We start from the raw sequence: 23,706 nt of genomic DNA on the forward strand, positions 1-23,706 counted from the left end.
TACCCGTTCAGCGCCCGGCCTGAAACGCACGCAAGCCTTTCAATGCCTGCTGGCGGACCTTGCCTTGTACCAGCGGTGTCCAGCCCAGTAATAGTCCCTTGATACCCAGTGCCTGTCGCGACCAGCGCCACAGGTCAAAGCGGTCGTGATGCTCACAGATCCTGCCGTCACGAACGACAAATCGCGCCTGGATATCGTTGATCACAACTCGGCCAGTCTGACTGAACAGGTAGGTGGCGACCCAGTGGGCGCTGCCGGTTCGCTCATCGGCACGCACGGCGTCGAAGGTCAGGGAGAAGTCCTTGGCGCGAGTGGTGAGCATGCGCCACATATCGCCGGCATCCTTGCCACGCAAGGTTCCGAAGGCTGGATCACTGAAGACGATGTCATCGCTGTAGCAGGCCACCATGGCCTCGGCGTCGAGGCGTTGGAAGGCCTGGTAAAAACGCGTGATCAGGGCGTTGTTGGCATCGCTCATGAGGCGGGTCCATTACCGAGGGAACAGACCCGCACAATAGCATCTGGCAGGTCAGACGCGCTCGCTGACCACCTGCACGTGCAGACTGCGCCCGGCCTTCAAGCCGAAGGCGATAGCACCGATACCCACCAGCGCGAAAATCCAGCCAACGGCTTCCCAGCCGCCGGTCAGGTCATGCACCAGGCCGACCGCGAACGGCCCCAGGGAAGCCAGGGTGTAGCCCACGCCCTGGGCCATGCTCGACAGGTTGGCAGCGACATGCGCGTCCTTTGAGCGCAGCACAATCAAGGTCAAGGCCAGGGCGAAACTGCCACCCTGCCCCAGCCCTAGAATGATTGCCCAACCCCACAGACCCTCGAGTGGTGCATACAGGCAACCGAACAGGCCCGCCAGCACCAACACCATAACGCCGACGATGGCGATGCGCTGATCCTTGCCACGGGTTGCCAACCAGGGGGCAGCCAGCGAGCTGATCAATTGCACAATCACTGAACCTGACAGCACCAGGCCAGCCTGGGTCGGGGTCAGGCCGCGGCCGATCAGGATCGATGGCAGCCAGCCAAACACAATGTAGGCCAGCGACGACTGCAGGCCCATGTACAGCGTCACCTGCCAGGCCAGCGGATCGCGCAACAGGCCACGCACCCGATAGGCGACATGGTGTGCGCCGTGCCCTTCACGCGCCTGGGGCAACCAGATCAAGGCGGCCAGCAGCGCCGGAATCAACCAGAAACCCAACCCCAGGGACCAGCTGTCGCCCAGGTGCTGGCTCAGCGGCACGGTAGCGCCAGCGGCAAGCGCTGCCCCCAGGCACAATGCCATGGTGTAGACGCCCGTGAGGGTGCCAGCGTGCTGCGGGAAATCGCGCTTGACGATCCCTGGCAGCAATACGCCTACCACGCCGATACTGGCCCCGGCCATGATGGTGCCGAGGAACAACCCGGTACTGCCAAAGGCACTGCGCACCGCAATCCCGAGCGCCAGTACCAGAAGAATGCCGAGGACCACCCGCTCACTACCAAAACGACGCGCCAGTACCGGCGCCAATGGCGCGAACAGTCCCAGGCACAGTACCGGCAAGGTGGTCAGCAAGCCGGCCGCAGAAGCACTCAGCCCAAGGCTCTCGGAGACCTGGTTGAGCAACGGTGCCATGCTCGACAGCGCCGGGCGCAGGTTCAGCGCCACCAGCACCAAACCCACCAGCAACAGCCAAGGGCGCTTGAGCAGCACCGGCTGGTGTTGTACCTGTTCATCGTCGGCCTCGGCGTCGATCAGCAGTTCTTCAAGCTCCGGTCCCTGGGTCGGTGGAACATTTCGGGAAGTGTCATGGGCCATGGCAGTCTCGCAAAGTCAGGATTCGTTGATCAGGGTTCGGCTCAGGGCCTTGGCCGTGTCCGAATCGCGTTGTTCGATAGCGTCGAGAATCTGCCCATGCAGGTCGAAGACCGACTGACAGCGCGGCGCGTGGGAAAGGTTGTGGTGCAAGGTGGCCGCCACCACTCCGGAAAAATAGCGGTACAACTCGCTCAAGGCCGGGTTGTGTGCGGCATCCACCATGCGCTGGTGAAACACCAGGTCGCAGCTGATGTAGCGCTCCAGATCGTCGTGATAGTGCGCGCTGCTATGTTCAAGGGCCTCACGCAGGCCTTTGAGGTCTTCGTCTGTACGGCGCAGGGCGGCAAGGCCGATAGCTTCGGCTTCAAGGATATGCCGCGCCTCACGGGCCTGTGCCAGGTCGCAGCGCGACAGTGCCTGCAGCGCCCGCAACGGATCAACCGCAGTACGCAGGTAGCTACCGTCACCCTGGCGCACCTCGACCAGACCACTGAACGCCAGCACCCGCATGGCTTCGCGAACAGTGTTGCGGCTGATGCCAAGCTCGGTTGCCAATTCAGGTTCGGTAGGCAGGCGCTGGCCAACGGCCCAGGCGCCATGGGCGATGCGTTCGCGTAATTGGTCGACGGCTTGTTCGACCAGGGATCGTTTGCTGAGTAATGTCATGACATCCAATCATCGGATGAATTATCTGGAAATACAATCGCGGGACAACCCCGCCCCCACAGTGGCTGTGTGGGAGCGGGCTTGTCCCGCGATCAGTCAGTTCAATGCATCAAGCAACGCTTGGTTCTGCTCCGGCGTACCGATGGTGATACGCAGGAACTGGGCAATGCGCGCCTGCTTGAAATGGCGCACGATCACGCCTTGCTCGCGCAGTTTGGCTGCCAGTTCACCCGCATCGTGTTGCGGGTGACGCGTGAAAATGAAGTTGGCCGCCGAAGGCAGCACTTCAAAGCCACGTGCGGTCAACTCGCCAACCAGCGCATCACGGCTGTCGATCACCTTGCGGCAGGTGTCTTCAAAGTAGGCGCGATCCTGGAAGGCCGCCGCCGCACCGACAATCGCCATGCGATCGAGCGGGTAGGAGTTGAAGCTGTTCTTGATCCGCTCCAGCGCCTCGATCAGGTCCGGGTGCCCGACTGCCAGACCAACCCGCAGCCCGGCCAGCGAGCGCGACTTGGACAGTGTCTGGGTCACCAGCAGGTTGTCATAGCGATCCGCCAGGCTGATCGCCGTCTGCCCACCGAAGTCGATATAAGCCTCATCGACCACCACGACCGACTCCGGGCTGGCCTTGAGCAGTTGCTCGATGGCCTCCAGCGCCAACAGGCAGCCGGTCGGTGCGTTGGGGTTGGGAAAGATGATGCCACCATTGGGCCTGGCGTAGTCTTCGACGCGGATCTGGAACTGCTCGTCCAGCGCCACCTGCTCGAAAGGGATGCCATACAGACCGCAGTAAACCGGATAGAAGCTGTAGCTGATGTCCGGGAACAACAACGGCGCACCGTGCTGGAACAGGCCGTGGAAAATGTGCGCCAGCACCTCGTCCGAGCCGTTGCCCAGGAATACCTGGTTCCCTTTGACCCCGTAGTAGTCCGCCACCGCCTGCTTGAGCAGGTCGCTGTTCGGGTCCGGGTACAGGCGCAGGTTATCGTTCAGCTCGCCACGCATGGCCTCCAGCGCCTTGGGTGAGGGGCCATAGGGGTTCTCGTTGGTGTTGAGCTTGACCAGTTTGGCCAGCTTGGGCTGCTCGCCCGGCACGTAAGGCACCAGGTCCTTGACGAAGGGGCTCCAGAATTTACTCATGTTCAGTTCCCCTTCTTGTCAGCAACGATGCGGTATTCAGCGCTGCGGGCGTGGGCGGTGAGCGATTCACCACGGGCCAGAACCGACGCGGTGCGCCCCAGTTCGGAAGCCCCCTGCTCGGAGCAGAAGATGATCGAAGAGCGCTTCTGGAAGTCATAGACCCCCAGTGGTGACGAGAAGCGTGCGGTCCCCGAGGTGGGCAGCACGTGGTTTGGACCGGCGCAGTAGTCGCCCAGGGCTTCGCTGGTGTGGCGACCCATGAAGATCGCGCCGGCGTGGCGGATCTGCGGCAGCCAGGCCTGTGGGTCAGCCACCGATAGCTCCAGGTGCTCTGGCGCGATACGGTTGGCCACCTCCATTGCCTGCTGCATGTCGCGCACCTGGATCAGCGCGCCACGGCCATTGATCGAAGTCTTGATGATCTCGGCACGTTCCATGGTCGGCAGCAGTTTGTCGATGCTGGCCGCAACCTTGTCGAGGAACGCGACATCCGGGCTGACCAGGATCGCCTGGGCATCTTCGTCGTGTTCGGCCTGGGAGAACAGGTCCATGGCGATCCAGTCCGGGTCGGTCTGGCCGTCACACACCACAAGGATTTCCGAAGGACCGGCGATCATGTCGATACCCACCTGACCAAACACATGGCGCTTGGCAGTGGCGACGTAGATGTTGCCCGGCCCGACCACCTTGTCGACCTGCGGCACGCTTTCGGTGCCATAGGCCAGAGCGGCCACCGCCTGGGCGCCACCGATGGTAAAGACGCGATCGACCCCGGCGATGCACGCCGCGGCGAGTACCAGCTCGTTGATCTCGCCCCGCGGGGTCGGCACCACCATCACAACTTCACCCACGCCGGCCACCTTGGCCGGAATGGCGTTCATCAGCACCGACGACGGATAGGAGGCCTTGCCCCCCGGCACGTACAGGCCAGCACGGTCCAGCGGGGTGACTTTCTGGCCCAGCACCGTGCCGTCGGCTTCCGTGTAGGTCCAGGAATCCTGCTTCTGGCGCTCGTGGTAGCTGCGCACGCGATCGGCGGCTTTTTCCAGGGCTTCGCGCTGGGCCGGGGTGATGCGAGTCAACGCCAGCTCCAGGCGCTCGCGCCCCAGGATCAGGTCGTCAATGGACTTGGCGTCAACCCCGTCGAAACGCTGGGTGAACTCCACCAATGCAACATCACCGCGCTCGCGCACGGCCTTGATGATGTCCAGCACACGCTGGTTGACCGCGTCGTCAGACACGCTTTCCCAGCTCAGCAGATGATCCAGATGTCGGGCGAAATCCGGGTCGGCGGCATTGAGTCGGGCAATTGCAGTGGACGCGGTCATAGCGAGGGCCTCAATTAATGGCGAATGCTCAGGCACCCTAGGCTACCAGTCGATCCGCGCGGGCACCTGAGAAAATTGGCTATGACGCGGATAGACGGGCGCGACAGCGAAGGTCGCGCGCAGAAGTCAGCCGCGGTGTCGCGATTCGACAGCCTGGCGCAGGGTGTCGATCAGGCTCTGGATGCGGGCGTGCTGCATCTTCATCGAAGCCTTGTTGACCACCAGCCGGGAGCTGATGGTGGCAATCAGCTCCTGGGGTTCCAGGCCGTTGGCACGCAGGGTGTTGCCGGTATCGACAACGTCGATGATCTTGTCGGCCAGGCCAATCAGTGGCGCCAGCTCCATCGAGCCGTAGAGCTTGATGATGTCGACTTGACGACCCTGCTCGGCATAGTAGCGCTTGGCGACGTTGACGAACTTAGTCGCAACGCGCAGGCGCCCCTTGGGCTCGGCCGCGCCGATGGCACCGGCAGTCATGAGCTTGCACTGGGCGATCTGCAGGTCCAGGGGCTCGTACAGGCCCTGGCCGCCGTACTCCATCAACACGTCCTTGCCAGCCACACCCAGATCGGCGGCGCCATGCTCGACATAGGTCGGCACATCGGTAGCCCGCACGATCAGCAGGCGCACATCGTCCTGGGTCGTCGGGATGATCAGTTTGCGGCTCTTGTCCGGGTTCTCGGTCGGCACGATACCGGCCTCAGCCAGCAACGGCAGGGTATCGTCGAGAATCCGACCCTTGGATAGCGCGATGGTCAACATGGGAAACGTCGGTCCTTATGCGGCTACAGCCGGTCGGACCCAGGGGCCCGACCGCGTTCAATTCGGTGCAGCAATTGGCTGGCGCGTCCCTGCGCCGACTACAGACTAGCCCGGTACGCGACGGATCTTGGCGCCCAGCATCTGCAGTTTTTCCTCGATGCATTCGTAACCACGGTCGATGTGGTAGATACGATCGATCAGGGTATCGCCTTCGGCAACCAGTGCCGACAGTACCAGGCTGGCCGAGGCCCGCAGGTCGGTGGCCATCACTGGCGCACCCTTGAGGGTCTTGGTACCGGTGACGATGGCAGTGTTGCCTTCGACCTGGATCAGCGCGCCCATGCGGTGCATTTCGTACACGTGCATGAAACGGTTTTCGAAGATCGTCTCGATCACAGCGCCCGTGCCTTCAGCAATGGCATTGAGCGAGATGAACTGCGCCTGCATGTCGGTCGGGAACGCCGGGTACGGAGCGGTACGCAGGTTAACGGCCTTTGGCCGCTTGCCGTGCATGTCGAGCTCGATCCAGTCTTCACCGGTGGTGATTTCGGCGCCGGCTTCCTTGAGCTTTTCAAGGACAGCTTCAAGGATGGTCGGATCGGTGTCCTTGACCTTGACCCGGCCACCGGTGACCGCTGCCGCAACCAGGTAGGTACCGGTCTCGATACGGTCAGGCATGACGCGGTAGGTTGCCGAACCCAGGCGCTCGACGCCGTCGATGGTGATGGTGTCGGTACCGGCGCCCTGGATCTTGGCACCCATGGCGATCAGGAAGTTGGCCAGGTCGACCACTTCCGGCTCGCGCGCGGCGTTCTGCAGTACGCTGCGGCCCTTGGCCAGGGCAGCGGCCATCATGATGTTCTCGGTACCGGTCACGCTGACGGTATCGAAGAAGAAGTGCGCACCGCGCAGGCCGCCTTCAGGGGCCTTCGCCTTGATGTAGCCGCCTTCGACTTCGATCTTCGCGCCCATGGCTTCCAGGCCACGGATGTGCAGGTCGACCGGACGCGAACCAATGGCGCAACCGCCAGGCAGGGCAACTTCAGCCTCGCCAAAGCGGGCAACCATCGGGCCCAGCACCAGGATCGAGGCACGCATGGTTTTCACCAGCTCGTACGGCGCGACCAGGGTCTTGATGGTACGAGGGTCGATTTCCACCGAGAGTTTTTCGTCGATCACAGGCTCGATGCCCATGCGCCCGAACAACTCGATCATGGTGGTGATGTCGTGCAGGTGCGGCAGGTTGCCGACCGTTACCGGGCCATCGCAGAGCAGGGTTGCCGAGAGAATCGGCAGCGCCGCGTTCTTGGCACCGGAAATGCGGATCTCGCCATCAAGACGAACGCCGCCAGTAATAATCAGTTTGTCCATTTCTGTCTCGCCGCCAATTTAGGCTCAGTTGCGCTCAGCCCAGGCTGCGCTGCTGAAAAATTTCATGGTTACCGCATGGATGCTGCCATCAGTGATCCACGGATTAAGATGAGCATAGATCTGCTGCTGACGCTTGACCGGGCTCAAGGCCGCCAATTCGTCGCTGATCACGTTCAACTGGAAGTTGCAGCCTTCGCCTTCAACTTCGACCCGGGTTCCCGGCAACTTTTCTTCAAGGAAGTTCTTAACTTCTACGGCCTGCATGCTCAACCTCAATCGGCGCCCAGTGCGCGCGGGTCGGCCATGATACAAAAAAGCCCCTCGCCTGCGAACCCCGTAATCGAGGACTCTGACAGAGGGGCCATCATCATCGGGCAGTCACTGCCCCGCCAGTACTTCATCGAGGTCGTAAACCTCGGCGATTTCACGCATGTCCTGAGGCATCGCGCGCACCTCGACGGCCTTGCCGGCCGCCTTGGCATCACGCATGAACGCCAGCAGCAGGGACAACCCGACACTGCTGGACTTCTCGACCTTGGAGCAATCGAGCACCAGCGTCGCACCCTTGCTCGACGCGATCAGCGCCTTGCCCTGCTTGCGCAACGCCGGCCCCGTACGGTAGTCCAGTACGCCAGCGAGGCCGAGTACACCGTCCTCGCTCAGGGTGATGGTGCTATCGATCATTGCGTTTGCTTCTCGGTTTCTTGCTCGGCAGTTTCCTTGGCCTTGGCCACTTCGCCGGCCCAGCCGTCGATGGTCTTGTCCAGGTTATTGCCGTTGCGCTGCATGGCATCGGCGAACTGATCGCGGAACAGCTTGCCGATGTTGATGCCGTTGACGATCACGTTACGCACTTTCCACTCGCCGTCGAGCTTGGTCAGCGTGTAGGAAACCGGATAGATGGCACCATTGTTGCCCTTGACGGTCATGTCGACGCTGGCACGGTCGTTGCCGTCCATTTTCTCCGCGCCTACGGTGATGCCCTGGTTGTTGTACTCAAGCAAGGCATTGCCATAGAACTGCATCAGGCTGCGCTTGAAGTTCTCCTGGAAGCGCTGCATCTGCTCCGGAGTGGCTTTTCGCGAGTACTTGACCGTCATGATGCTGCGAGAGATGCCGTCGGCATCGACCACAGGCCCCAGGTTGGCATTGAGCGCGTCGTAGAACGCGCTTGGATTGGACTTGTATTGCTCCTTGTTGGCCTTCAGGTCAGCCAGCAATTGGGTAGTCGTACCCTGTATCACTTCTTTGGGCGACTGTGCGGCCACCGCCATCAATGGCAGCGCCGCCAGCAGAACCAGCAAGCCGCGTCGCAGGATAGAGATCATGGAAACTCCTTATTTAGCTTCTTTGCCAACAGTATTGAGCAGGAACTTGCCAATCAGATCTTCCAGTACCAGCGCCGACTGGGTGTCGTGGATAGTTGCACCATCCTTGAGCACCGCGTCATCGCCGCCAACGCTGATACCGATGTACTTCTCGCCGAGCAAACCCGCGGTGAGGATAGAGGCAGTGGAATCGGTAGGCAGGTTGTCTACACGTTTTTCCAGTTGCAACGTCACCCGACCGGTATAGGTATCACGGTCCAGATCGATGGCCGTGACCTTGCCGATGGTCACACCAGCCATGGTCACTTTAGCTCTGACCGTCAAACCGGCGATATTGTCGAAGTAGGCATAAACTTTATAGGTGTCGCTGCTCGGACTGGCAGACAGGCCGCTGACGCGCAATGCCAACAACAGCAGCGCCAGGATCCCGGCCAGGAGGAACAGGCCAACACCGATTTCCAGGGTGCGGTTTTGCATCAGAAATCTCCAAACATCAAGGCGGTCAGAATAAAGTCCAGACCCAGGACTGCCAATGAGGCATAGACCACGGTCTTGGTGGTGGCACGACTGATCCCCTCTGAGGTGGGCTCACAGTCATAGCCCTGGAATACGGCAATCCAGGTGACGACAAAGGCAAAAACCAGGCTTTTGATGACACCGTTGAGTACGTCATCGGTGAACGACACGCTGTTTTGCATGTTGGCCCAGAACGAGCCGTCATAGACGCCCAGCCAGTCAACCGCCACCCAGGAACCACCCCAGATACCGACCACGCTGAAAATCAGCGCCAGCAACGGCAACGAGATGAAACCAGCCCACAGGCGCGGGGCAACGATGTACTTGAGTGGGTCGACGCCGATCATTTCCAGGCTGGAAAGTTGTTCGGTCGACTTCATGTTGCCGATTTCGGCGGTCAGTGCCGAACCTGCTCGACCGGCGAACAGCAGCGCTGTGACGACCGGCCCCAGCTCGCGCAGCAAGGTCAGCGCAACCATCTGCCCCACGGCCTGCTCCGAGCCGTACTTGGCCAGGATGCTGAACCCCTGCAAGGCCAGCACCATCCCGATGAATACCCCTGAGACGACAATGATCGCCAGCGACAGCACGCCGACCGAATAGAGTTGCTTGACCAATAATTGAAAGCCGCCACCGATCCCACCGCGCCCCACCAGTGCATGCACCAGGAACAGGCAGGAACGGCCGAGTACGGCCAGCACGTCGATGGCCGAACGGCCGAATCGACGAATGCGTTCGAGCAAGGATTTTCTGCGCATCAACGCTTCCCCAGAAGATCGGCGCGGTAATCAGGCGCAGGAAAGTGAAAGGGCACAGGGCCATCCGGATCGCCCTTCATGAACTGGCGAATGCGCGGGTTATCGGAGCCCATCAGCTCGTCCGGCGTGCCCTGGCCCAGTACCTGCCCGTCACCAACGACGTAAATGTAGTCGGCAATACTGGCGGTCTCGGCCAGATCGTGGGACACCACGATGCTGGTGATACCCAAGGCGTCATTGAGCAGGCGGATCAGGCGCACCAGAACCCCCATGGCAATAGGGTCCTGCCCCACAAAAGGCTCGTCGTACATGAGGATCTGCGGGTCCAGGGCAATGGCCCGGGCCAGCGCGACACGGCGCTTCATGCCACCTGAGAGTTCGTCCGGCATCAGCTCGATGGCACCGCGCAGGCCAACGGCCTGCAGCTTCATCAGTACGATGTCACGGATCATCTCGTCGGACAGCTGGGTATGCACCCGCAACGGGAACGCCACGTTCTCGAACACATCGAGATCGGTGAACAACGCGCCGCTCTGGAACAACACACCCATTTGCTTGCGCGCATCGAACAAGTCGCCACGCGATAACGTGGGCAGGTTCTGCCCGCCGACCCAGACCTCGCCGCTGGCAGGCCGCAACTGGGCCCCCATCAGACGCAGCAATGTGGTCTTGCCACACCCCGAAGGCCCCATGATCCCGGTAACCTTGCCCCGCGGAATGCGTATATCGACATTATTGAAGATGCTGCGCGTACCGCGCTTGAAGGACACGCCCTTCAACTCGACCGCGTAGGCGTTATCAACGCTCATCTAGACTCCTTGCGATGCAGCCTTCTCACTCAGACGCGCGCCCCCTTCATGGAGGCACGCACGTCCCAAGCGGGCCGAACAGGCGGCGAACTATAGCACCGCTGATAGCAGCGCCCCAAGGCCGCCGCAGCGCTCGTTCAGCTATGGTTAAGCTAGATCGCGGTCTGTTTGACAATCACAAGGTGAGGGTTTTGCGCATTGTCGCTATAATCGGCGCCTTTCATCAGGCAATCGTTTTCCGCCATGAGCCAATCCAGCGAGCTGATTCAATCCGCGCAGCGCACTATCCGCCTTGAAGTAAAGGCGGTAGAGGGCCTGCTGGCCCACATCGACGCCGATTTCGTCAAAGCCTGCGAGCTGATCCAGGCCTGCAAGGGGCGCGTCGTCGTGGTTGGAATGGGCAAGTCCGGTCATATCGGCAGAAAAATTGCCGCCACCCTCGCCAGCACCGGCACGCCATCGTTTTTCGTCCACCCGGCCGAAGCCAGCCATGGTGACATGGGCATGATCACCCGCGAAGACGTGATCCTGGCGCTGTCCAACTCGGGCTCCACCGCCGAAATCGTTACCTTGCTGCCGCTGATCAAGCGCCTGGGCATCCAGCTCATCAGCATGACCGGCAACCCTGATTCAGCACTGGCCAAGGCCGCCGAAGTGAATCTGGACGCCCGTGTCGAGCAGGAAGCCTGCCCGCTGAACCTGGCGCCCACGTCTTCGACCACCGCGGCACTGGTACTGGGGGACGCACTGGCGATCGCCCTGCTTGAAGCCCGTGGATTCACCGCCGAAGACTTCGCGTTTTCGCACCCCGGTGGCGCCCTGGGCCGCCGCCTGCTGCTCAAGGTCGAGAACGTCATGCACGCGGGCGATGAACTGCCCAAGGTAGCGCGCGGCATCCTGCTCAAGGACGCGCTACTTGAAATGTCTCGCAAAGGTTTGGGCATGACCGTCGTCGTTGAACCCGACGGACGGCTTGCCGGTATTTTCACTGACGGCGACCTTCGCCGCAGCCTCGATCGCAACATCGACGTACACAAGACCTTGATCGACGAGGTCATGACCCTCCACGGCAAGACGGCTCGCGCAGAAATGCTTGCCGCCGAAGCCCTGAAGATCATGGAAGACCACAAGATCAACGCCCTGGTGGTGGTCGACAACGACGAACGCCCTATCGGCGCGCTCAACATGCATGACTTGCTGCGCGCTGGAGTGATGTAGATGACCAACGACCTGATGCACCGCGGCAAGGCCATCAAGCTGGCTGTTTTCGACGTTGACGGCGTACTGACCGATGGCCGCCTGTATTTCCTCGAGGACGGCAGCGAATTCAAGACCTTCAACACCCTCGACGGCCACGGCATCAAGATGCTCATGGCGTCGGGCGTGACCACGGCAATCATCAGCGGACGCAAGACTCCGGTGGTGGAGCGACGCGCCAAGAACCTCGGCATCCCTCACCTGTATCAGGGACGGGAAGATAAATTGGTGGTTTTGGACGAGCTTCTCGGCCAGCTCAACCTAAGCTATGAGCAAGTGGCCTATCTGGGTGACGACCTGCCCGACCTGCCGGTGATCCGTCGCGTCGGCCTGGGCATGGCAGTAGCCAACGCCGCAGCGTTCGTTCGCGAACACGCCCACGGTGTCACCCTTGCCCGCGGCGGTGAAGGCGCTGCCCGTGAATTCTGCGAGCTGATCCTGCAAGCCCAGGGCAATCTTGACGCCGCCAACGCCCATTACCTGTAGAGCGACAAATGTTCAAAAAAATCCGCACCATTGCGCTGTTCAGTGTGATTGCCGCGTTGCTGGTAGCCGTCGGCTACTGGAACATCGGCCCCGAGAGCTTTCTCGACAAACCGGTGGCCACTGTCGATGAAAACGCCATCGACTACTACGCAACCAACGCCCACAGCGTGCAGTTCCTGCCTGACGGCAAGCTGCAATATGAAATGACGGCCGACAAGGTCGAACACCTCAAGGTCAGCGAAGTGACCTTGCTGACCAAGCCGGACCTGCAGATGTACCGTGGTACCACATTCCCCTGGCACGTTCAGAGCGAGAAAGGCGAAGTGAACCCGGACGGCAGCGAAGTAGAACTGATCGACTCGGTACGGATTGCCCGCACCGACGAAAAGAATCGCACGACCATTATTACCACCACGCGCATGACCGTGTTCCCACAGAAGCAATATGCGCAAACCGAGCAAGCCGTTAGAATCGACGGCGCCGGTGGCGTGACTACGGGTAACGGAATGAAAGCGTATTTGAAAGACGGCAGGATGGACCTGCTGTCCAACGTAAGAGGACAGTATGAGGCTCGTTAAAACCCTCCCCTTTTTGCTCAGCCTGAGCGCAGCACTGGGAAGCGCGAGCGCCTGGGCCCTGCCGACCGACCGTGACCAGCCAATTCGCATCCAGGCCGACAACGCGCACCTGGACGACAAGAAAGGCGTCGCCACCTATACCGGAGACGTCATCATCACCCAGGGCTCGATGATGATCAAAGGCAACACCGTGACCATCACCCGCGCCGACTCCGGCGACATCGACGTCGTGACTTCGGTGGGCAACCTCGCCTACTTCGAGCAACAGCAGAGCGCCGACAAGCCGGACAAGATGAAAGGCTGGGCCGTCACTATCCAGTACCAGTCGCAAAAAGAACTGGTTGTACTGACCGATCGCGCCAAGGTGGAAAACGAAGGCAACACCACCGAAGGAGAGAAGATCGTCTACAACACCAAGTCCCAGGTAGCGACCGCCGGCCGTGGCAGCAACGTCACCACGCCACGCCAACGCATCGACATGGTGATCCAGCCGAAGAAGAAGGCCGAGTAAATGGCAACCCTCAAAGCCCAGCACCTGGCCAAGAGCTACAAAAGCCGTCAGGTAGTACGTGACGTCAGCCTGTCTATCGACAGCGGCCAGATCGTCGGCCTGCTCGGCCCTAACGGCGCCGGCAAGACCACCTGCTTCTACATGATCGTCGGACTGGTCCAGGCCGACCAGGGACGCGTCCTGATCGACGACCTGGATGTCAGCCACCAGCCGATGCACGGGCGTGCCCGTGCCGGCATCGGCTACCTGCCCCAGGAGGCATCGATCTTTCGCAAGCTGTCGGTGGCCGACAACATCATGGCGATCCTCGAAACCCGCAAGGAGCTCGATGCCGCCGGACGCCGCAAGGAGCTGGAAAGCCTGCTGCAGGAATTCCACATCAGCCATATTCGCGACAACCTCGGCATGAGCCTTTCCGGGGGCGAGCGGCGACGCGTGGAAATCGCCCGGGCACTGGCCACGGCCCCGAAGTTCATCCTGCTCGACGAACCCTTTGCCGGTGTCGACCCGATTTCGGTCGGCGACATCAAGCAGATCATCCACCACCTCAAGGCCAAAGGCATTGGCGTGCTGATCACCGACCATAACGTTCGGGAAACTCTGGATATCTGCGAAACCGCCTACATCGTCAATGATGGCCAACTGATCGCCGAAGGCGATGCGCAGACCATCCTGGCCAACGATCTGGTTAAAGAGGTCTACCTGGGCCACGAGTTCCGCTTGTAAGTTCGAAGCAGCACAGCGTTTGCCATGGGCCGCTGAACCGGCGAAATGCGGCATATTTGTTACCGCACCCTAGGCAAACGCTTCAACTTCAGGCATATAATTTGCTTAAAGTTGGCGCTTCGGTGCCCTTGTAGTGGATGGCGCATGTGCGCCGGCAAATAAGGTGTTAAGCCCCTGCCATGAAACCATCGCTCGTCCTAAGAATGGGCCAGCAACTGACGATGACCCCGCAGTTGCAACAGGCCATCCGTCTGCTCCAGCTATCTACCCTTGATCTCCAGCAGGAGATCCAGGAAGCGCTGGAGTCGAACCCGATGCTCGAACGCCAGGAAGAAGGCGACGATTTCGACAACAGCGACCCGATGGCCGATAACGCCGAAAGCAAGCCTGTCGCCGAAACCCAGGACACCAGCTTCCAGGAAACCACGCAAACAGTGGACAACCTCGAAGAGGGCGAGTGGAGCGAGCGCATCCCCAATGAACTGCCAGTCGACACGGCCTGGGAAGACATCTACCAGACCAGCGCCAGCAGCCTGCCCAGCAATGACGATGACGAGTGGGACTTCACCACCCGTACTTCGGTCGGTGAAAGCCTGCAGAGCCACCTGCTCTGGCAGTTGAACCTGGCGCCGATGTCCGACACCGACCGGTTGATCGCCGTGACGCTGATCGACTGCATCAACAACCAGGGCTACCTGGACGAGACACTCGAAGAAGTCTGCGAATCCTTCGATCCCGAGCTGGATATCGAGCTCGATGAAGTCGAGGCCGTACTGCATCGCATCCAGCAATTCGAGCCCGCCGGCATCGGCGCGCGCAACCTCGGCGAATGCCTGCTGTTGCAACTGCGCCAACTGCCTGCCACGACGCCGTGGATGGCCGAGGCGCAGCGCCTGGTCAGCGACTATATCGACCTGCTCGGCAGCCGCGACTACAGCCAGCTGATGCGCCGCATGAAGCTCAAGGAAGACGAGTTGCGCCAGGTGATCGAACTGGTCCAGAGCCTCAACCCGCGCCCCGGTTCGCAGATCGAGTCCAGCGAGCCCGAGTACGTTGTCCCGGACGTGATCGTACGCAAGGACAACGAACGCTGGCTGGTCGAGCTGAACCAGGAAGCCGTCCCGCGCCTGCGGGTCAACCCGCAGTACGCAGGCTTCGTCCGTCGCGCCGACACCAGTGCCGACAACACCTTCATGCGCAATCAGTTGCAGGAAGCCCGCTGGTTCATCAAGAGCCTGCAGAGCCGCAACGAGACCCTGATGAAGGTCGCCACCCAGATCGTCGAGCATCAACGGGGCTTTCTCGACCACGGCGACGAAGCGATGAAGCCGCTGGTGCTGCACGACATCGCCGAAGCGGTAGGCATGCACGAGTCGACGATTTCCCGGGTAACCACCCAGAAATACATGCATACCCCACGGGGCATTTACGAGCTGAAGTACTTTTTCTCCAGCCACGTGAGTACCTCCGAAGGCGGCGAATGCTCGTCCACAGCCATCCGCGCGATCATCAAAAAACTGGTTGCAGCTGAAAATCAGAAAAAGCCATTGAGTGACAGCAAGATCGCTGGTTTACTGGAGGCACAAGGCATCCAGGTAGCCCGTCGCACCGTCGCCAAGTACCGCGAGTCCCTCGGCATTGCACCGTCGAGCGAGCGCAAGCGATTGATGTAACGGCCCCTGAGGTGTGCCATCGCAGTTCAGTGGCAGGCGCAACACCTGCCTCTTATGCACCGGCAACAAAGGAGAAGCTGTATGCAAGTCAATATCAGTGGACAGCATGTAGAAGTCACTCAGCCCCTGCGTGAGTATGTCGAACAGAAACTGAAGCGACTGGAGGGGCACTTCGACAAGATTACCAATGTGACGGTAATCATGAAGGTCGAGAAGCTGCAGCAGAAAATCGAAGCAACGCTGTTTATTCCCGGCGGCGAAGTTGTTGCAAATGCCGAACACACAGACATGTATGCAGCGATCGATGCCTTGACTGACAAGCTCGACCGCCAACTGAAAAAACACAAGGAAAAACAGCAAAGCCTGCTGCAAGGTGCAGCGGCCCGCTGATCCCCCTCATCCATGATCCGACTTGAAACCATCCTGACCCCCGGCCGTTCCCTTGTGAACGTGCCGGGCGGCAGTAAAAAGCGCGTCCTCCAGGAAATCGCCACCCTGATCGACCGGGAAGTTGCCGACCTGGAGATGCAGGACGTATTTGAAAGCCTGTTTGCCCGGGAGAAACTCGGGTCAACCGGGTTTGGCAATGGCATTGCCATTCCACACTGCCGCCTCAAAGGCTGCTCATCGCCTATCAGCGCCCTGATACACCTGGAAGCACCGATCGACTACGACGCCATTGATGGCGCGCCAGTCGACTTGCTGTTTGTCCTGCTGGTTCCGGAGGCGGCTACCGATGCGCACCTGGAATTGCTGCGCCAGATCGCAAGCATGCTCGACCGCAAGGACGTACGTGACCGGCTACGCGCCGCCAACAGCAGCGAAGCCCTGTACCAGGTCGTACTGGACGCACAGAACGAGCATTGATATATGCGCTTGATCATCGTCAGCGGCCGGTCTGGCTCCGGCAAGAGTACTGCCCTCGCTGTCCTTGAGGACAACGGCTACTACTGTATCGACAACCTGCCCGCCGGGTTGTTGCCCCAACTGGCCGAGAACGCCCTGATCAATACCGAGCTGATGCAGCCCAAGGTGGCCGTATCGATCGATGCCCGCAACCTGCCCAGCCACCTGTCGCGCTTCCCGGAATTACTGGAAGAGGCGCGCGGTCGTCATATCCAGTGTGATGTGCTGTACCTGGATGCCGACGAAGACACACTGCTCAAGCGCTTCTCGGAAACCCGCCGCCGTCACCCGTTGACCAACGCCAACCGTTCCCTGGCCGAAGCCATCAAGGACGAAACCGAGCTGCTGGGCCCTATCGCCGACCTCGCCGACCTTAAAATCGACACCACCAACCTGAACCTGTATCAGCTGCGTGATTCGATCAAGCTGCGCCTGCTCAACCAGCCGGAACCCGGGACTGCCTTCCTCGTCGAATCCTTCGGTTTCAAGCGGGGCATGCCGATTGACGCCGACCTGGTGTTCGACGTGCGCTGCCTGCCCAATCCCTACTGGAAGCCGGAGCTGCGCGAGCACTCGGGTCTGGAGCAACCGGTCATCGACTATCTCGCGGCCCAGCCCGATGTCGAGGAGATGTTCCAGGATATCTCCAGCTACCTGCTCAAATGGCTGCCGCGCTTTGCTGCCAGCAATCGCGCCTATGTCACCATTGCCATTGGCTGCACCGGTGGACACCACCGCTCGGTTTACCTGACCGAGCGCCTGGGCCAGTTGTTGCAACAATCCTTGAAGAACGTCCAGGTCCGCCACCGCGACCTCTAGCCCACAGGACTACCGCCGCGATGCCTGCTCGTGAGATCACCATCATCAACAAGCTGGGGCTGCATGCCCGGGCTGCTGCAAAATTCGTTGGCGTGGCTGGACGCTTCCCCTGCACGGTGCGTGTAGGTCGTGCGCCCGACAAACTGATCGATGGCAAAAGCATCATGGCCGTAATGATGTTGGCGGCTGGAAAAGGTACCCAGGTGCATCTACATACCGAAGGCGAAGACGAGGACGCAGCACTCACAGCACTGGTCGAGCTGATCAACAACTATTTTGACGAGGGCGAGTGATCGCCCTCGTTTTCGTTCAAGACAACGCCGTGTCCATCACCATCATCAGGCAGAAGCCAATGCACAGTCCCAGGCTTGCCAGGCGATGATGGCCGTTGCTGCGTGATTCAGGGATGATCTCCTGAGTCACCACCAGCAACATTGCTCCGGCGGCACACGCCAGCCCCAATGGCAGCAAGAGCTCTGCCACCGTTACCAGCCAGGCGCACAACAGAGCCGCCACCGGCTCGACCAGCCCGGACGCCGCGCCGATCAAAAACGCCTTGAACCGCCCCATTCCCGCCCCGGCGAGCACCAGGGCGATGACCAGGCCTTCAGGCACATCCTGCAGTGCAATACCCATGGCCAGGCTGTCGGCATCTGGCATACCACCGCCAGCTGACACGCCAATAGCCATGCCTTCGGGAATGTTGTGGGCAATGATGGCAATGACGAATACCCAGATCCGTGCAGCTATCACCGGTTGCTGAGCACTTCCCACCAGGGCTTCCGGCGACCCGCCGGAAACCTTGAGATCAACCAGGTACAGGCAAAATGCGCCAAACAGCAGGCCGAAGCTGATCAGCCCGCCCGCTCCCCACTTGTTCAACCCGATAGCCTGGGCCGCATCCAGCCCTGGAATGATCAGCGAGAAGGCCGTGGCCGCCAGCATTACACCGGCACCGAAACCCAACAAGGTATCGGCCAGGGCAACCGCCATGCTGCGGATCACCAGCACCGGCACTGCACCCAGCGCCGTACCCAGCGCGCACAGGGCACCACCCTCGAGCGCGCGCATCATGCGCGGCTCAAGGTCCAGCCAGGCGATTCCCTGCGCCATAAGCAAGGCACAACCGACCAGCAACAGCAGCGTACCGAGGGCCAGGCGAAACAGGCGCACGCCACTGATGGACATCACATCCGTAGGCATACCGGTACGACTCACACCAGGGCGGCTACGTAGCGACGTTCGACTTCGGACCAGTCGATCACGCTGTAGAAGGCATTGATGTATTCAGGTCGGCGATTCTGGTACAGCAAGTAGTAGGCATGTTCCCACACGTCCAACCCAAGGATCGGTGTGTTTCCATTCATCAACGGGCTGTCCTGGTTGCCGCTGCTTTCCACCATGAGCTTTTTCTCAGGTGTCACGCTGAGCCAGGCCCAACCGCTGCCAAAACGGGTCAGGGCTGCCTTGGTGAAAGCATCCTTGAAGGCCTCGAAACCGCCCAGCTGTTCATCAATGGCCTTGGCCACCGCACCCTGCGGCAGACCACCGCCTTTGGGCGACATGATCGTCCAGAACAACGAATGGTTGGCATGCCCGCCACCCTGGTTGATCACAGCCGCCTGCAGCGGTTGCGGCAACTGCTTGACTGCCGCTACCAGTTTTTCTACTGGCCACTCGGCCCACTCGGTGCCTTCGACAGCTGCGTTCAGATTGTTGATGTAGGTCTGGTGGTGCTTGCTGTGGTGAATCTGCATGGTCTGGGTGTCGATGTGCGGCTCAAGCGCATCGTAGGCGTAAGGCAAGGCAGGCAAGGTATAAGGCATGTTCAATGGATTCCGTAGTGGTGAGCCGACGACCCGGCACTTTCCTGACCGGCCATAACCACCGGCTGCGGGCCATGGCTATGGAGCAGGCGTTCGGTACGCGGGTACTGGCCGTACTCGCTGATGAAGTTCAAAAGCTCGGTGTAAGTCTTGCTGCTGTGACGTAGCGCCGCTTCGCGCAGCGCCGGTGCCAGGCGTTGGTCCTGCATGGCCTGCAACAACCGCTGATGGATCGCGCAGAGGTACTCCGCGCTTTCCTGAGGTTGGTTCAGGCGCAAGTGCAGGTCCGCCAGGTTGTGATGAGCGATGACGCACACGGCCACCGCTTCATCGGCGTCATGCCAGCGCTCGAACAACACCTGGGCCAGGGCCAGGGCCTGCAGATACAACTCGCGGGCATCAACCAGCTCGCCCTGATCGAACAGGCGATTGGCGATTTCGGTGGTGCGCTTCCAGTGCTGCATGACAAACCTCCAGTGCGGTATCAGATACCGCCAGCAGTGAGTTTTTCCGGGTCCAGCAGCACTTCCAGCTGGCTGCGCGGCAGGTCGGTGTGCTCCAGGGCGACCTCGATGATCGGCCGCCCCTGCTTGTAGGCGGTCTTGGCAATCTCGGCAGCCTTCTGGTAGCCGATGATCGGGTTCAACGCAGTCACCAGGATCGGGTTGCGCGCCAGGGCTTCCTTGAGCTTGGGTTCGTTGACCTTGAAGCTGGCAATCGCCTTGTCGGCCAACAGGCGGCTGACGTTGGCCATCAACTCGATGCTGCTGAGCAGGTTCTGGGCAATGATCGGCAGCATCACATTGAGTTCGAAGTTGCCCGACTGGCCGGCAACGGCGATGGTCGCGTCGTTGCCGATAACCTGGGCGGCAACCATGGCAGTGGCCTCCGGAATCACCGGATTGACCTTGCCCGGCATGATCGAGGAGCCGGGCTGCAAGCCTTCAAGCTCGATCTCGCCCAGGCCCGCCAATGGCCCCGAGTTCATCCAGCGCAGGTCGTTGGCGATCTTCATCAGCGCCACCGCAGTGGTTTTAAGCTGACCGGAAAGTGCCACGGCGGTGTCCTGGGAGCCGATCAGGGCGAACAGGTTCTGCCCGGGTGTGAACGGTACCTTGGCCAGGCCGCTGAGCTGCTGACTGAAGCGCGCAGCAAACTCTGGATGGGCGTTGATACCGGTACCCACCGCCGTGCCGCCCTGGGCCAGGGACTGCAAGGCCGGCAGGGTGGCCTCGATGTGGCCGATGGCGCCGTTGATCTGGGCGGCCCAACCGCCCAGCACCTGGCTCATGCGTACCGGCATGGCGTCCATCAGGTGGGTGCGGCCAGTCTTGATGAACGGATGCACGGCCTCGGCCTTTTGCTCGATCACCTGTACCAGGTGCTTGAGCGCCGGCAGCAATTGTTCGTGCAGGGCCAGTGCGGCGCTGACATGGATAGTGGTCGGAATGATGTCGTTGCTGCTCTGGCCACAATTGACGTGGTCGTTCGGGTTGACCTTGTCGCCCAGAATCCGGGTGGCCAGTGTGGCAATCACTTCGTTGGCGTTCATGTTCGAGCTGGTGCCGGAACCGGTCTGGTAGATATCCACCGGGAAGTGCTGGATGAAGTCGCCAGCCAACAGCTGTTCCACCGCCTTGACGATGGCCGTGCCCTGCCCTTCTTCCAGTTGCTTGAGTTCGATGTTGGCCTTGGCTGCGGCGGCCTTGGCCAGCAGCAGGGCGCGAATGAACTGCGTGGGCATGCGCTGCTGGCTGATCGGGAAGTTGTTCACCGCGCGCTGGGTCTGGGCACCGTACAGGGCCTCGGCCGGCACCTGCAGTTCACCCATGCTGTCACGCTCGATTCGGGTATTACTCATCATCAAGTCCTTGCATCAGTTCAGCGAAAGAAACAGAAGGCAGCAGCGTGCAGTTCGCCAATTGCAATGCGTAAGGCTGCCAGCGCTGGCCATGCTCGCAACCATCGAGCTTGCGCAGCTGCAATAGCGGCTTCCAGGCCTGGTCCAGGCACAGGCAGCGCCAATGCCAAGGCAGCATGCGATCGCAGGCGGTATCCAGGAGCAGGCGGAAAGAGGTCAAGGCGACGGTCCAGGCAGAGGTGTCGGTGCAACACACCAGATATCGACCCTCGGCCAGGTAGTGTTCGATCAAGCGCGGTTCGTCCGGCTCCATCGCGCAACGGATACGACGACTGAGCCAGCGCCAGTTTTCGAGGTAGGGCAATTCGTGAAGGACGGGTTTCATGAACATCATCGCCTAGATAATGATATTCATTATTAAGTGATAATCAGAATCAATTCAAGGTTGGCGAAAAAGAAAAACAAAAAAGCCCGACGCATGGGTCGGGCCTCAAATTGATATTTCCTGCAGGAGTGGGCTTGACCCACCATCACATCTCGTCAGCGACATCGCATCGCGAGGCAAGCCTCTCCTACCTTCGGTCAGCTACCGGCAACGGTCATCCGTTCGATCAGAACGGAACCCGTATGAATGTTGCTGCGGGTTTCAAGATCATTACCGATCGCGACAATCTGCTGGAACATGTCCTTCATATTCCCGGCGATCGTTACCTCCTGGACTGCAAACTGGATCTCGCCGTTCTCAACCCAATACCCCGCCGCGCCACGAGAATAATCGCCGGTCACCATGTTCAAACCGTGTCCCATCAACTCGGTCACCAACAAACCGCGGCCCATGCGTCGAATCAATGCTGCCTGGTCTTCCACGCCATGAGTCACATACAGGTTGTGCACACCACCGGCGTTGGCGGTGCTCGGCAGGCCCAACTTGCGGCCGGAATAGGTACCCAGCACATAGGACACCAACTCACCTTTTTCGACGAACGGCTTGGCATAGGTCGCCAGGCCGTCACCATCGAATGCCGCACTGCCCAATGCACGCTGCAGGTGTGGACGCTCGTCGAGGGTCAACCAGCTGGGAAACAGGCGCTGCCCCATGGCCCCATCGAGGAACGAGGACTTGCGATACAGGTTGCCGCCCGAGATCGCCGACAGAAAGCTACCGAACAGGCCGCCGGCAAGTTCAGCCGAAAACAGCACGGGCACCTCGCAAGTGGGAACCGGGCGCGCGCCCAGGCGGCTGGCCGCCCGTTGTGCGGCGCGCTGGCCGATGCCGCGCGGGTCGGCCAGCAATTCGCCCTGGCGATTGACGTCGTACCAGTAGTCGCGCTGCATCTGCCCGTCAGCCTCAGCAATCATCACACAGCTCAGGCTGTGACGGGTGGAGGCATAGCCGCCGACGAAGCCATGGCTGTTGCCGTAAACCCGGCAGCCCTGGTGGGTATTGAGGGTTGTGCCATCGGCGTTCTTGATCCGGGCATCGGCCTCGAAGGCTGCCGCCTCACAGGCCAGGGCCTTCTCGATTGCTTGCTCGGGAGTAATGTCCCAGGCGTGATACAAGTCGAAATCCGGCAAGTCCCGCGCCATCAGGGCAGGGTCGGCAAGCCCCGCGCATTCGTCTTCAGACGTGTGCTTGGCGATTGCCAACGCTGCAGCGACCGTCTCGCGAATCGCCTCGGCGCCGCTGGCCGAGGTACTGGCCGAGCCTTTGCGCTGGCCCACATACAAGGTGATGCCGAACCCCTGGTCGCGGTTGAACTCGACGGTTTCCACTTCGCGCTGGCGCACCGAGGTCGACAGCCCCTGCTCCAGCGACACCGCCACTTCACAGGCGCTGGCGCCCTGGCGCCTGGCTTCGGCGATGATCTGTTCGACCTGTTCCTGCAACGCCGGCAGGGCCTGTGGACCTACGCTCTGGTCTGCACTCATGGTTTTCTCCACTCAAATTCTGCGTTCGGCGAGGGTCTTGCTACGACCGGGCCGGACAAGCGGCCCCCGACTGGTTATCATGGCGGCGATTCTCAGCGGACTGCCCCCATGGTTGATTCTTACGACAACGCCTTTGATGGCGAAAAAAGCAAAACCCAGGTCAAGCGCGAGATGCAGGCGCTGGTCGATATGGGCGAGCGTCTCACTACGCTCAAGCCCGACACCCTGGCCAAACTGCCCTTGACCGACGAACTGCGCTCGGCACTTGAAGAGCACAAGAAGCACACGGCAAACGAGGCCAAACGGCGACATCGGTCGTTCATCGGCAAGCTGATGCGCGACCAGGACATCGAGGCCATCACTGCGCTTCTTGACCAACTCGACGCGTCCTCCCGCCAGTACAACGAGCGTTTCCACAACCTCGAACGCTGGCGCGACCGGCTGATCGATGGCACCGACGAAGTCCTGGAGAAATTTGTCCAGGAGTACGCCGAGGCGGATCGACAGCAACTGCGCTCGCTGATCCGGCAGGCCCAGCACGAGCTGAAGACCAACAAGACGCCTACCGCCAGCCGCAAGATCTTCAAATACATCCGCGAACTCGACGAAACCCAACGCGGCCTGCGTTGATCTTCGCAAC

Annotated in this window: 30 protein-coding genes; 11 read left to right on the plus strand and 19 right to left on the minus strand. The window is 60.7% G+C overall.

What is annotated here, in order from left to right; all coding sequences use genetic code 11:
• Positions 1-7: 7 nt before the first annotated feature.
• The 13 genes from ABVN19_RS17710 to ABVN19_RS17770 all read right to left on the minus strand — a co-directional run bounded on the left by ABVN19_RS17710 (position 8) and on the right by ABVN19_RS17770 (position 10,494).
• Complete coding sequence (locus ABVN19_RS17710; protein ID WP_028942850.1) at positions 8-478, minus strand: nuclear transport factor 2 family protein; 471 nt, start codon at positions 476-478, stop codon at positions 8-10.
• Between the two features lie 51 nt (positions 479-529).
• Positions 530-1,813 (minus strand): CynX/NimT family MFS transporter, encoded by a 1,284-nt coding sequence (locus ABVN19_RS17715; RefSeq protein ID WP_028942849.1) that lies wholly within the window; start codon positions 1,811-1,813, stop codon positions 530-532.
• A 15-nt stretch (positions 1,814-1,828) separates the two neighbouring features.
• On the minus strand, positions 1,829-2,479 hold the full coding sequence (locus ABVN19_RS17720; protein ID WP_028942848.1) for a FadR/GntR family transcriptional regulator: 651 nt from the start codon (positions 2,477-2,479) through the stop codon (positions 1,829-1,831).
• Between the two features lie 96 nt (positions 2,480-2,575).
• Entirely contained in the window at positions 2,576-3,622 is a 1,047-nt protein-coding gene (gene hisC, locus ABVN19_RS17725; protein WP_105641218.1) for a histidinol-phosphate transaminase, read from the minus strand.
• A 2-nt stretch (positions 3,623-3,624) separates the two neighbouring features.
• Entirely contained in the window at positions 3,625-4,950 is a 1,326-nt protein-coding gene (gene hisD / locus ABVN19_RS17730; RefSeq protein WP_105641219.1) for a histidinol dehydrogenase, read from the minus strand.
• Positions 4,951-5,076: 126 nt separating this feature from the next.
• Positions 5,077-5,712 carry an ATP phosphoribosyltransferase gene (gene hisG, locus ABVN19_RS17735; RefSeq protein ID WP_028942845.1) on the minus strand — a complete coding sequence of 212 codons (636 nt, stop codon included), beginning with the start codon at positions 5,710-5,712 and terminating at the stop codon, positions 5,077-5,079.
• 105 nt (positions 5,713-5,817) lie between these two features.
• Positions 5,818-7,083, minus strand: a complete 1,266-nt coding sequence (gene murA, locus ABVN19_RS17740; RefSeq protein WP_028942844.1) for a UDP-N-acetylglucosamine 1-carboxyvinyltransferase — start codon at positions 7,081-7,083, stop codon at positions 5,818-5,820.
• A 24-nt stretch (positions 7,084-7,107) separates the two neighbouring features.
• Positions 7,108-7,347, minus strand: coding sequence for a BolA family protein (locus ABVN19_RS17745; protein ID WP_028942843.1), 240 nt, complete (start codon positions 7,345-7,347; stop codon positions 7,108-7,110).
• Between the two features lie 114 nt (positions 7,348-7,461).
• The gene (locus ABVN19_RS17750) at positions 7,462-7,767 is read right to left on the minus strand and encodes an STAS domain-containing protein (RefSeq protein WP_028942842.1); all 306 of its coding nucleotides are present in this window, start codon (positions 7,765-7,767) and stop codon (positions 7,462-7,464) included.
• Positions 7,764-8,411, minus strand: a complete 648-nt coding sequence (locus tag ABVN19_RS17755; protein WP_028942841.1) for an ABC transporter substrate-binding protein — start codon at positions 8,409-8,411, stop codon at positions 7,764-7,766. The genes ABVN19_RS17750 and ABVN19_RS17755 overlap by 4 nt, the downstream gene beginning before the upstream one ends.
• Before the next feature lie 9 nt (positions 8,412-8,420).
• Positions 8,421-8,888, minus strand: coding sequence for an outer membrane lipid asymmetry maintenance protein MlaD (mlaD, locus tag ABVN19_RS17760; protein WP_028942840.1), 468 nt, complete (start codon positions 8,886-8,888; stop codon positions 8,421-8,423).
• A complete protein-coding gene (mlaE, locus tag ABVN19_RS17765) occupies positions 8,888-9,685 on the minus strand; it encodes a lipid asymmetry maintenance ABC transporter permease subunit MlaE (RefSeq protein ID WP_028942839.1) in 798 nt (265 codons plus the stop codon). The genes mlaD and mlaE overlap by 1 nt, the downstream gene beginning before the upstream one ends.
• Entirely contained in the window at positions 9,685-10,494 is an 810-nt protein-coding gene (locus ABVN19_RS17770) for an ATP-binding cassette domain-containing protein (RefSeq protein WP_028942838.1), read from the minus strand. Before ABVN19_RS17770 ends, mlaE begins: the two co-directional genes overlap by 1 nt.
• Positions 10,495-10,737: 243 nt before the next feature.
• Here ABVN19_RS17770 and ABVN19_RS17775 point away from each other — a divergent pair, with 243 nt between their 5' ends.
• The 10 genes from ABVN19_RS17775 to ABVN19_RS17820 all read left to right on the plus strand — a co-directional run bounded on the left by ABVN19_RS17775 (position 10,738) and on the right by ABVN19_RS17820 (position 17,743).
• Complete coding sequence (locus ABVN19_RS17775) at positions 10,738-11,712, plus strand: KpsF/GutQ family sugar-phosphate isomerase (protein ID WP_028942837.1); 975 nt, start codon at positions 10,738-10,740, stop codon at positions 11,710-11,712.
• The gene (locus ABVN19_RS17780; RefSeq protein WP_028942836.1) at positions 11,713-12,237 is read left to right on the plus strand and encodes an HAD family hydrolase; all 525 of its coding nucleotides are present in this window, start codon (positions 11,713-11,715) and stop codon (positions 12,235-12,237) included. It begins immediately after the preceding gene.
• Positions 12,238-12,245: 8 nt separating this feature from the next.
• A complete protein-coding gene (gene lptC, locus ABVN19_RS17785) occupies positions 12,246-12,815 on the plus strand; it encodes an LPS export ABC transporter periplasmic protein LptC (protein ID WP_028942835.1) in 570 nt (189 codons plus the stop codon).
• Positions 12,802-13,326 carry a lipopolysaccharide transport periplasmic protein LptA gene (gene lptA, locus ABVN19_RS17790; RefSeq protein ID WP_105641220.1) on the plus strand — a complete coding sequence of 175 codons (525 nt, stop codon included), beginning with the start codon at positions 12,802-12,804 and terminating at the stop codon, positions 13,324-13,326. Before lptC ends, lptA begins: the two co-directional genes overlap by 14 nt.
• Entirely contained in the window at positions 13,327-14,052 is a 726-nt protein-coding gene (lptB, locus tag ABVN19_RS17795) for an LPS export ABC transporter ATP-binding protein (RefSeq protein WP_028942833.1), read from the plus strand.
• A gap of 179 nt (positions 14,053-14,231) precedes the next feature.
• Positions 14,232-15,725, plus strand: coding sequence for an RNA polymerase factor sigma-54 (locus ABVN19_RS17800; protein ID WP_028942832.1), 1,494 nt, complete (start codon positions 14,232-14,234; stop codon positions 15,723-15,725).
• An 81-nt stretch (positions 15,726-15,806) separates the two neighbouring features.
• Entirely contained in the window at positions 15,807-16,115 is a 309-nt protein-coding gene (gene raiA, locus ABVN19_RS17805) for a ribosome-associated translation inhibitor RaiA (RefSeq protein ID WP_028942831.1), read from the plus strand.
• A 12-nt stretch (positions 16,116-16,127) separates the two neighbouring features.
• The gene (ptsN, locus tag ABVN19_RS17810) at positions 16,128-16,592 is read left to right on the plus strand and encodes a PTS IIA-like nitrogen regulatory protein PtsN (protein ID WP_105641221.1); all 465 of its coding nucleotides are present in this window, start codon (positions 16,128-16,130) and stop codon (positions 16,590-16,592) included.
• Positions 16,593-16,595: 3 nt separating this feature from the next.
• On the plus strand, positions 16,596-17,450 hold the full coding sequence (gene rapZ / locus ABVN19_RS17815) for an RNase adapter RapZ (protein WP_028942829.1): 855 nt from the start codon (positions 16,596-16,598) through the stop codon (positions 17,448-17,450).
• 20 nt (positions 17,451-17,470) lie between these two features.
• Complete coding sequence (locus tag ABVN19_RS17820; RefSeq protein WP_028942828.1) at positions 17,471-17,743, plus strand: HPr family phosphocarrier protein; 273 nt, start codon at positions 17,471-17,473, stop codon at positions 17,741-17,743.
• A gap of 16 nt (positions 17,744-17,759) precedes the next feature.
• Here ABVN19_RS17820 and ABVN19_RS17825 read toward each other — a convergent pair whose 3' ends face one another.
• The 6 genes from ABVN19_RS17825 to pmbA all read right to left on the minus strand — a co-directional run bounded on the left by ABVN19_RS17825 (position 17,760) and on the right by pmbA (position 23,066).
• The gene (locus tag ABVN19_RS17825) at positions 17,760-18,653 is read right to left on the minus strand and encodes a ZIP family metal transporter (protein ID WP_028942827.1); all 894 of its coding nucleotides are present in this window, start codon (positions 18,651-18,653) and stop codon (positions 17,760-17,762) included.
• Between the two features lie 11 nt (positions 18,654-18,664).
• A complete protein-coding gene (locus ABVN19_RS17830; protein WP_028942826.1) occupies positions 18,665-19,276 on the minus strand; it encodes a superoxide dismutase in 612 nt (203 codons plus the stop codon).
• 2 nt (positions 19,277-19,278) lie between these two features.
• Positions 19,279-19,740, minus strand: a complete 462-nt coding sequence (locus tag ABVN19_RS17835; RefSeq protein ID WP_028942825.1) for a hypothetical protein — start codon at positions 19,738-19,740, stop codon at positions 19,279-19,281.
• A 20-nt stretch (positions 19,741-19,760) separates the two neighbouring features.
• Positions 19,761-21,137 (minus strand): class II fumarate hydratase, encoded by a 1,377-nt coding sequence (locus tag ABVN19_RS17840; RefSeq protein WP_105641222.1) that lies wholly within the window; start codon positions 21,135-21,137, stop codon positions 19,761-19,763.
• Complete coding sequence (locus tag ABVN19_RS17845) at positions 21,130-21,531, minus strand: hypothetical protein (protein WP_028942823.1); 402 nt, start codon at positions 21,529-21,531, stop codon at positions 21,130-21,132. Before ABVN19_RS17845 ends, ABVN19_RS17840 begins: the two co-directional genes overlap by 8 nt.
• A 188-nt stretch (positions 21,532-21,719) precedes the next feature.
• The gene (pmbA, locus tag ABVN19_RS17850) at positions 21,720-23,066 is read right to left on the minus strand and encodes a metalloprotease PmbA (protein WP_105641223.1); all 1,347 of its coding nucleotides are present in this window, start codon (positions 23,064-23,066) and stop codon (positions 21,720-21,722) included.
• Positions 23,067-23,174: 108 nt separating this feature from the next.
• On the opposite strand from pmbA, the gene yjgA reads away from it, so the two are divergent.
• The gene (yjgA, locus tag ABVN19_RS17855; RefSeq protein ID WP_028942821.1) at positions 23,175-23,696 is read left to right on the plus strand and encodes a ribosome biogenesis factor YjgA; all 522 of its coding nucleotides are present in this window, start codon (positions 23,175-23,177) and stop codon (positions 23,694-23,696) included.
• Positions 23,697-23,706 lie beyond the last annotated feature (10 nt).

Source organism: Pseudomonas vranovensis (assembly GCF_040438935.1).
Taxonomy (GTDB): domain Bacteria; phylum Pseudomonadota; class Gammaproteobacteria; order Pseudomonadales; family Pseudomonadaceae; genus Aquipseudomonas; species Aquipseudomonas vranovensis.

Coding starts and splice junctions, on each gene's coding strand:
- ABVN19_RS17710 (WP_028942850.1), bottom strand. CDS start 478: ATGAGCGATGCCAACAACGCCCTGATCACGCGTTTTTACCAGGCCTTC.
- ABVN19_RS17715 (WP_028942849.1), bottom strand. CDS start 1,813: ATGGCCCATGACACTTCCCGAAATGTTCCACCGACCCAGGGACCGGAG.
- ABVN19_RS17720 (WP_028942848.1), bottom strand. CDS start 2,479: ATGACATTACTCAGCAAACGATCCCTGGTCGAACAAGCCGTCGACCAA.
- hisC (WP_105641218.1), bottom strand. CDS start 3,622: ATGAGTAAATTCTGGAGCCCCTTCGTCAAGGACCTGGTGCCTTACGTG.
- hisD (WP_105641219.1), bottom strand. CDS start 4,950: ATGACCGCGTCCACTGCAATTGCCCGACTCAATGCCGCCGACCCGGAT.
- hisG (WP_028942845.1), bottom strand. CDS start 5,712: ATGTTGACCATCGCGCTATCCAAGGGTCGGATTCTCGACGATACCCTG.
- murA (WP_028942844.1), bottom strand. CDS start 7,083: ATGGACAAACTGATTATTACTGGCGGCGTTCGTCTTGATGGCGAGATC.
- ABVN19_RS17745 (WP_028942843.1), bottom strand. CDS start 7,347: ATGCAGGCCGTAGAAGTTAAGAACTTCCTTGAAGAAAAGTTGCCGGGA.
- ABVN19_RS17750 (WP_028942842.1), bottom strand. CDS start 7,767: ATGATCGATAGCACCATCACCCTGAGCGAGGACGGTGTACTCGGCCTC.
- ABVN19_RS17755 (WP_028942841.1), bottom strand. CDS start 8,411: ATGATCTCTATCCTGCGACGCGGCTTGCTGGTTCTGCTGGCGGCGCTG.
- mlaD (WP_028942840.1), bottom strand. CDS start 8,888: ATGCAAAACCGCACCCTGGAAATCGGTGTTGGCCTGTTCCTCCTGGCC.
- mlaE (WP_028942839.1), bottom strand. CDS start 9,685: ATGCGCAGAAAATCCTTGCTCGAACGCATTCGTCGATTCGGCCGTTCG.
- ABVN19_RS17770 (WP_028942838.1), bottom strand. CDS start 10,494: ATGAGCGTTGATAACGCCTACGCGGTCGAGTTGAAGGGCGTGTCCTTC.
- ABVN19_RS17775 (WP_028942837.1), top strand. CDS start 10,738: ATGAGCCAATCCAGCGAGCTGATTCAATCCGCGCAGCGCACTATCCGC.
- ABVN19_RS17780 (WP_028942836.1), top strand. CDS start 11,713: ATGACCAACGACCTGATGCACCGCGGCAAGGCCATCAAGCTGGCTGTT.
- lptC (WP_028942835.1), top strand. CDS start 12,246: ATGTTCAAAAAAATCCGCACCATTGCGCTGTTCAGTGTGATTGCCGCG.
- lptA (WP_105641220.1), top strand. CDS start 12,802: ATGAGGCTCGTTAAAACCCTCCCCTTTTTGCTCAGCCTGAGCGCAGCA.
- lptB (WP_028942833.1), top strand. CDS start 13,327: ATGGCAACCCTCAAAGCCCAGCACCTGGCCAAGAGCTACAAAAGCCGT.
- ABVN19_RS17800 (WP_028942832.1), top strand. CDS start 14,232: ATGAAACCATCGCTCGTCCTAAGAATGGGCCAGCAACTGACGATGACC.
- raiA (WP_028942831.1), top strand. CDS start 15,807: ATGCAAGTCAATATCAGTGGACAGCATGTAGAAGTCACTCAGCCCCTG.
- ptsN (WP_105641221.1), top strand. CDS start 16,128: ATGATCCGACTTGAAACCATCCTGACCCCCGGCCGTTCCCTTGTGAAC.
- rapZ (WP_028942829.1), top strand. CDS start 16,596: ATGCGCTTGATCATCGTCAGCGGCCGGTCTGGCTCCGGCAAGAGTACT.
- ABVN19_RS17820 (WP_028942828.1), top strand. CDS start 17,471: ATGCCTGCTCGTGAGATCACCATCATCAACAAGCTGGGGCTGCATGCC.
- ABVN19_RS17825 (WP_028942827.1), bottom strand. CDS start 18,653: ATGCCTACGGATGTGATGTCCATCAGTGGCGTGCGCCTGTTTCGCCTG.
- ABVN19_RS17830 (WP_028942826.1), bottom strand. CDS start 19,276: ATGCCTTATACCTTGCCTGCCTTGCCTTACGCCTACGATGCGCTTGAG.
- ABVN19_RS17835 (WP_028942825.1), bottom strand. CDS start 19,740: ATGCAGCACTGGAAGCGCACCACCGAAATCGCCAATCGCCTGTTCGAT.
- ABVN19_RS17840 (WP_105641222.1), bottom strand. CDS start 21,137: ATGAGTAATACCCGAATCGAGCGTGACAGCATGGGTGAACTGCAGGTG.
- ABVN19_RS17845 (WP_028942823.1), bottom strand. CDS start 21,531: ATGATGTTCATGAAACCCGTCCTTCACGAATTGCCCTACCTCGAAAAC.
- pmbA (WP_105641223.1), bottom strand. CDS start 23,066: ATGAGTGCAGACCAGAGCGTAGGTCCACAGGCCCTGCCGGCGTTGCAG.
- yjgA (WP_028942821.1), top strand. CDS start 23,175: ATGGTTGATTCTTACGACAACGCCTTTGATGGCGAAAAAAGCAAAACC.